The sequence below is a fragment of the Microbulbifer discodermiae genome, assembly GCF_040742695.1.
GTDB lineage: Bacteria > Pseudomonadota > Gammaproteobacteria > Pseudomonadales > Cellvibrionaceae > Microbulbifer.
The window spans coordinates 1-6821 of record NZ_JBFLAB010000098.1 but is presented as its reverse complement, the minus strand read 5'-3'; the positions used below and the strand labels follow the sequence as shown (position 1 = coordinate 6821).

At 52.3% G+C, this 6821-nt stretch carries 2 protein-coding genes; both read right to left on the bottom strand.

Annotation, left to right across the window (positions count from 1 at the left end; translation table 11 throughout):
- The coding region (locus tag AB1S50_RS18545; protein ID WP_367152686.1) for a hypothetical protein at nt 1-232 on the bottom strand (232 nt) is incomplete at its 3' end.
- Nucleotides 233-994: 762 nt separating this feature from the next.
- Complete coding sequence (locus tag AB1S50_RS18540) at nt 995-5461, bottom strand: fibronectin type III domain-containing protein (protein WP_367152685.1); 4467 nt, start codon at nt 5459-5461, stop codon at nt 995-997.
- Between the last annotated feature and the right edge of the window lie 1360 nt (nt 5462-6821).

The following is a 6821-nucleotide window of genomic DNA, read 5'->3' as shown; positions in this document are numbered from 1 at the left end:
CACGCACTCTGTAGCGATAGACGCTGCCGTGCAACAGGCCCCCGACACTGGTGCTGGTGGCGCTGCCGGAATAAGTCGGGCCGGACGGCCAACTGCCGCCATCTTTGCTCTGCTGCAGTTCGTAGCGGGTGGCGCCACTGCTGGCAGCCCAGCTTATGGTGGCACTGCTGGAGGACACATAGGCGGGCACGTTGATCGAGGCCGGTACCGATGGGGTCAGCTCCACCACCATGGTTCCTCCGGTTCCGTAGCTACTGCATAGCCCTGTATCTGTATTACAAGCCCGCACCCGGTACCGGTAATTACCACTAGAGCGACCACTTTCGTTATAGCTGGTGCCGCTGGAATTATATATACGGCTCCAGGAGCCACCATTGAAGCTGCGATAGAGTTCGTAACGACCGGCGCCAGTACTGGAGGACCAACTGATGGAATAAGAACCATCAGTATCAAAAGAACCGTAACTAATACTCGGAGTCTCCGGTGTCAGTATTACGTTAACGGTATGGGTACCAAGGTTTACGACATTATACCTGGAGGCCGGACATGAAGTAACTGGCTCAGGATCAGGTTCTATAAAGTCAGGCTCACAGTAACTATGCCAGTATTCATAAAAATATTCGCCTGCAGAGGACACAGAAATCGATTGGAAATAGGGATCAACAGAAAATCCCGCAATCAAGTCTATATAACGTATAAATTGACCATTTTTATATTCCTTTAAGTATACACTCATTAGCCCTAGCGGAGACACGGGATTATATGACAGGGAATAGTCCCCATCGGTATCTGTGCTTGGACCAGACAGAGAGTCTGCATGCGCAAAAGCACTCAAAAATATAACTGATAGCACGACGATTATTTTTATCTTTGTAAACATTTTTTCACCCGAGTCTTCTAGAAAACAAGAAGTTTAAAGTTACGGTAAGCAATTTTTCACAATTCATAAAGGTACCTATACGCCGATCCAAATTGGATCGGCGCGTATCTCTTATTATTCGCTAACAGGATCTACAGAAAGCGGGCCACCACCGCCACCACCACAGGTATCTATATTCCTGCTCTTGTAACGGTGGTTGAAGATCAGCTCTATATCTTCCATAGCATCGATATCCACCAGTGGACCAAAACGATCCGCCAGCTTGATCGACAACCTCCAGCCAGTGGCGGCCACACTGCGCTCCTTAAACACACTGGTCACAGTGGAACTGGAACCGGAGCCACTGTTAAAGACATCCAGATTCGCCGCCATAGACACGCGGTAACTATTGCGGAACGCCAGTTGGGTACCCTCCACAACATCCCAAAAACGTGCGCTATTGGTGATCAACTCGTCCTGGATGCCAACTTCACCCTCCGCGTTTACCACTAATGTTCCCGGCGTCTTGCTGCGCAGGAAACTGGTGCCGCCATAGGTCAGGTAGGCCGGTGTTTCAGTCTCACTGCTGGCGCCGTAAAGCAAGGGCACATTGAGTGCAATGGTCTCTATTTTGTCCAGATAGTTGCCACCAGTGGCCAGACAGGCCAGGTCACCGCTGCCGGACACTACCGGACCCAGGAAGAAGTTGCTGCGCGGCAATTCCTTGGCGCTGCTGAACTCCACTGTGATCCAGACATCCTCACCAAAGGTCCGCGACAACAGGCGCAGCTTTTCCTGAAAAGCCACCTGCGGACTCAGCTCCGGACCACCCTGCTGGACGGGATCCGGGTGCGGATAGGTCTGGGCAATGCCGCCAATATCGTCCACATAACCAAAGACGTGGTCCTTGATGGAAAAGGTGTCTGTAGCCTGCTGGGTGCCGCTGAGATTGCGCAGCTGGTCGAAGGACACCAACTCACTGTAGAAGTCCCGCAGTTCTTCCGCACTGCGCAGGGTGTAGATGGCTTCTTTTCGGGCACGGCTGACGGGGCCAATAAAGGGCTCCTGCCATTTGTACTCCAGCGCACTGGTGGTATAAAACAGCCACTTTTGCGCCTCCTCAAAATGCCGCTCCGCACGCAACATATCTGTGGTCAGGCGGCTGCCGTGAATCGGATCGGCAAAATAGCGTTGTGCCAGGTCACTGTTGGCGGTAAATATCTGGTTTACCACCCGCTGTGCCTGGTTGAGCATACCCGCCAACCGCTCGATCTCCTGCTCCAGTGTCGCTTCCGACTGGGCAATATCCAGGGCGATGGTGTTGGCCTCCAGCCACATATTGCGCACCCGCGCCTTACTCTGTACATCCAGCAACTGGTTAGTGGTGTCATTCAGTGCGGCCCGCTCCTCTGCCGCCAGACGGGCACTCTCCGCCTCCAGCTTGCCGACTTCTTTAATGGTTTTGATATTGCGACGGTTCTCCATCACCTGCTCTGTCGCCTGAGCCAATAGTGCCCAATTACCCGTGTAAACGGCCACCACAGCTCCAACCGCCGCCTTGAAAAAGCCCGACCGCTGTCTGGATTTTTCCGCTTTCTGGCGAACCTTGGCGATCTGCTGGGCGATACTGGCCTGCTGCGAACCGTAATCCAGAATAATCTTCGACTGTGCATCGACGATCCCCTCTTCCGCCGCGCGCCGCTCGATTTCAATTTCAATCGCGGCGAGCAGATCCTCCATACGTTGGAGGTTGCGATCCAGGGCGATTTGCGCGATATCAATATTGCTGGACTGCAGCGAGATTTCACTGCCTTCCTGCGCTTCCTCGCTAACGATGACACAGGCTTCCTCAAAACAGTCGGACGGGAAATCCACACCCAGTAAACTGAACAGCCAGTTGCCCAACTGCTGATGCCGGTCGGTGTACTCGGTGGCCAAAGTATCCGCATTGTGGCGGTAGTTGTCGTAGCTGGTCTCGGCTGTGGCCAGGCTGTTCTCCGCCGAGGTGATGGGACCGCTGGTGTTATTGCCCAGAAAATCACTCAGCGCATTAAAGGAGTCAAACTCGGTATTGCCATCGATACCGTAGCCCTGCACCAGCAAGGTGGCATCGTGCGGCAGCCCCAGAATATTGGTCTCGCCAGCAAGCCAGCTCACGGCATTTTCCAGATCGCCAATATGACTCTGCCATTCGGATACCGCCTCGGGCAGTCCGGAAAAACCCGATACCTGGGTAAAGTCGGTATTCGGGAAGAGTGCCCGCAATTCCGTTTCCCGGGTGACCAGCTCACTGCGCAGCGTGTCCATTTCCTGCATCATCTGCGCCAGTATTGTGGTGTTGGTCTGTCCCGCCACCACTGCCAGCCGCGCCTGTTGCACCTTGGTGCTCGCCACCCGGCTCATCAGCTGATAGAGCATGGTGATGTCCTTATAGCCGCTAAACAGCAAGTTCTCCGGCGTTACGTCCTTTTGCGCCAGGTCGTTGGGGTCGTAGTAACGCGGGCTGATCTGACCCCGCGAAGGGCCCCATTGCACCAGGAACTGCGGCACATATTGCAGCAGTGAATCATACTGTTCGAGGGCATCACTGAGCAGCTGGTGGGCAGTGTCCAGGTGTCCGACTTCAACACTCACAGCTTCGTTGCGCAGACGGCTGATACGGGCCTCGTCCAGGGCTTCATTGGCCAGAATCATTTCTGCCACCGCGCGATCGTAATAGACATCCAGCGTAAAACGCTGCAGGTTCTCATTGTCCGGGTACTGCGTCAGCTGCTCGAAAATAAAGGTTTCCACATCGCTGGCGCGGTCGCGCTCGGCAGTATCGTACAGGGTGGAGAAAGCCGCTGTCGCATTGCCACTGGCAAAACGGTTGATCACCGTATTGGTATTGGCGTCGACAATGTACATCAGATCCAGGTAGCGGAAGGCGGCCTTGTCCCGCGAGTAGATACCCTGGGCCGGATTCTCGTCCTGGGCCGGGACTGCATCGGCTTCGTTGTAGTAGAGCTGCTTGCGAATCTGTACCGTGGGATCCACTTCCAGCGTCACACTATAAATGCCGCTGTAGCCCGAGCTGCCCGCCTGATTGATAGCCTGCACCCGGTAATCGTGGGTGCCGTAGACCGGCGGTGTGGCGCTGTAGTTGTAGCTGCGGCCGCTACCATTGTATACGGTTACCCAGCTCCCGGCGTTGAAGCGCCGCTGCAGCCGATAGCTGTCGGCCCTGGCCGCCGACGGCCAGCTGACGCTGTAGGACTCACCGGTGGAGGACGGCACTGTAATATAGGCCGGGGCCGGTGGTGGCTGCAGCAGGGCCACGGTGGCGCAGGCTTGCGCTGAATAGGCGGATTGATCCGTCGCGGTCAGTGCCCGCACCCGGTAGCAGTAACTGCCATCGCCCAAATTACTGATCTGATGGCTGAGGGCCGTGCCGCGATAGATTTCTGTATTGGCGCCATTCACCACCTGATATTCGACACTGAGACCGCCTTTCGTCACCTCTGTCCAGCTCAGGGTCAGGGTACCGTCAATACTGGTGGCCGGTGCTACCGACAGTGCCGGGACATTCACGTCGCGGTCCACCGTTACGGTGACCAGTGATGAATAGGCGGAACAGCTGTTTTTGGCATTGCAGGCCCGCACCTTGTAGCGGTAGCTGCCATTGCCGATACCGGTAAAGCTCTTGCTCAGACCGGCACCGGAATAAACCACTGTGCCACTGTCTCTTACCAGCTGATAGCTGGTGGCAAATGGCATAGTGTTCCAGCTGACGGTGTACTGCCCATTCAGGCTGGTGCCGGGTGAGACACTGGGACTGGGCGTGCCGGGCAGGAAGTAGACTTCCAGATCACCGCTATATTGGTAACCGGAGCAAGTGGAGTTGCAGGCACGCACTCTGTAGCGATAGACGCTGCCGTGCAACAGGCCCCCGACACTGGTGCTGGTGGCGCTGCCGGAATAAGTCGGGCCGGACGGCCAACTGCCGCCATCTTTGCTCTGCTGCAGTTCGTAGCGGGTGGCGCCACTGCTGGAAGCCCAGCTTATACTGGCACTGCTGGAGGACACATAGGTGGGCACGTTGATCGAGGCCGGTACTGATGGGGTCAGCTCCACTACCATGGTGTGACCGGTTTTGTACCCGCTGCACATGTCGGGCGTACAGGCCCGCACCCGATATTGGTAATCGCCGTTGGAGCGGCCGCTTTCACTAAAGCTGGTGCCGCTGGAATTATAGATACGGCTCCAGGAGCCCCCATTCAGGCGGCGATAGAGTTCATAGCGATCGGCACCGGTTCTGGAAGACCAGCTGATGGTATAGACACCATCACTGTCCAGGCTCGGATAGGATAGGGTCGGCGGCGTCGAGGTGACGGCAACGTCACGACATGTGCTGACTGTTTTAATTTCTCCAGAAGGCGGCCTATCCGAGTACTTTGGACCATTATATCCAGTCGCACTATAGCAAAAACGATAGCTGCCATCCTGGTTTAGACTAACGGTCCTGGAGCCACTGTACGGAGCATCGCTATCAATTGTAGTCGAACTTCCGTTGAGATGCTGGGTTATTGTGTTGTCCTCATGCCTATAAAAATAAAGACTCAAATCGTAAGCCTGCCATACTAAAGTCGCTTCACGATTGGAATAGTTCAGAGTGAAAGTTTTTGGCAATCTAACGGAACATGTCTCTATTAGTGGTATGCCAGGCTCATTAATCCGTTCACAACCAGCCATCGCTTTCTCTGGTAGGCCTATCAAGCTCACCAGCCAAGCGGCAGCCGCCCAGCTGGACAAGTTTAAATATTTGCGCATATTTCCTTTCCTTTATTCTTCTTTAACCAACCGCCAAATCATTTGGCGTGCAAAGCACGCAAGAGCTCCTATAATCCCATCGACCTAAAACATCTTTAACCCGTAACGCAAAACACCTTTCAAAAGGTGCGAAAATCTGAATAACTGGCGAAACCCTATTACTCCTACTTTTCGTGCGCGTTTTCCTTATTACATGACAGCCCTATGGCCTGCCACCTCTGTAAAGACACTCACCGCTCTTATAGATATCCCTCGATCCTCGATAACCCACTTAATCTATGGCGGTATTTTTCTCACACCGAGTTAATCGTGTCACCCAACCGACTACGATCCACTTGGCTTAAGGCGAATTACCAGTCAGCCTGTAATTTATAAATTTATTTGACAGGACAAATATGCAAAGAGCTCGCCGTCATGGCAAATTACTTGGTACTCCCTTACTATTTTTAGCGGATATATTGACTTAGGTACTTCTTCTATGGATCCCTGAAATTTAACACATTCACAAGGAATTCTATTCTTAAAAGATAGCGATTTATTGATAAAATAATTAAAAGATATTCTATAAATATTTTATTCCTTGCTGTTGAAAACTTTAACTTTCTTAGAAAACAGCCATCAACAAATCTCTTGAGGAAAATCTATCTGAGAACCACCTGTCGTTTCAATCTTTTTTTTACTTATTTGACAAAAAGATGGAAAACTTCACCTGTATGTCGCTTTTTTCAACCTGGATTACAAATAAATTACACCTTCGTTTTGAAAATTTATGTTTAAACGGACTTTTCTATTCACAGCCTCGTTATTATGCCAACTGGAAATTCCACAAAAAAAGTCTGGATTTAAAAATATCTATTCCAGGCATTTAATATAAGGAGAGAGGGTGGAACCAAATGTACCAACTGGAACACCAGTGCAATCAACGAAATCTTATATGGCCGGTCTACCGGTCCCGCAATTTATTGGATCACCGGATGAATAAGGGCTGGTATCACTCTTGCGTAAACAGTGTTAGGGAACGTCTGAATAACTCAACAATCGCTACGGCAGTATCAGTATTTTCTGGTGCGGGCCTGAATTTGACCAAAACAACCCTGAGATTGTTTGTTTTTTCACCTGGAATCTACTTCTCAGCAGATTCCAGGTGCACTGG